This is a genomic window from Allomuricauda sp. TY007, assembly GCF_010468565.1.
Classification (GTDB): Bacteria; Bacteroidota; Bacteroidia; order Flavobacteriales; family Flavobacteriaceae; genus Flagellimonas.
The window spans coordinates 1-326 of the sequence record NZ_WUEG01000076.1 but is presented as its reverse complement, the minus strand read 5'-3'; the positions used below and the strand labels follow the sequence as shown (position 1 = coordinate 326).

1 protein-coding gene is annotated in these 326 nt (G+C 50.9%); it reads right to left on the bottom strand.

Features of this window, described 5'->3' with window-relative positions:
• Positions 1-326, bottom strand: a 326-nt coding sequence (locus GO009_RS17475; RefSeq protein WP_163627985.1) for a TraM recognition domain-containing protein, incomplete at both ends; no start/stop codon positions are given.

The following is a 326-nucleotide window of genomic DNA, read 5'->3' as shown; positions in this document are numbered from 1 at the left end:
GCCCTGCGCTTGGACACCTCCTTTTCCCCTTCCGTGATGCGTCGTTCCAGACTCAGCCCCGAGCTTTTGCTCACACTCCGGGTGGGCATTTTGACCAGTTCAAAGAAGCGCTCATAATACCTTGCCGTATCCGGGTCGTTCACCTTCCCAAAGAACTGATAGGACAGATTGGATAAAATAGCCTTGCTGGCCTTCTCCCCGTACATCATATCATTTTGCACCTTATCCTGCAACACATAAACGCTCACAATATCATAGCTCCGAAGTGTGGCCGGAATCCGGTGCATGTTCAACAACCGTAAGGTAGAGGCCTCTTCCAACAGCAT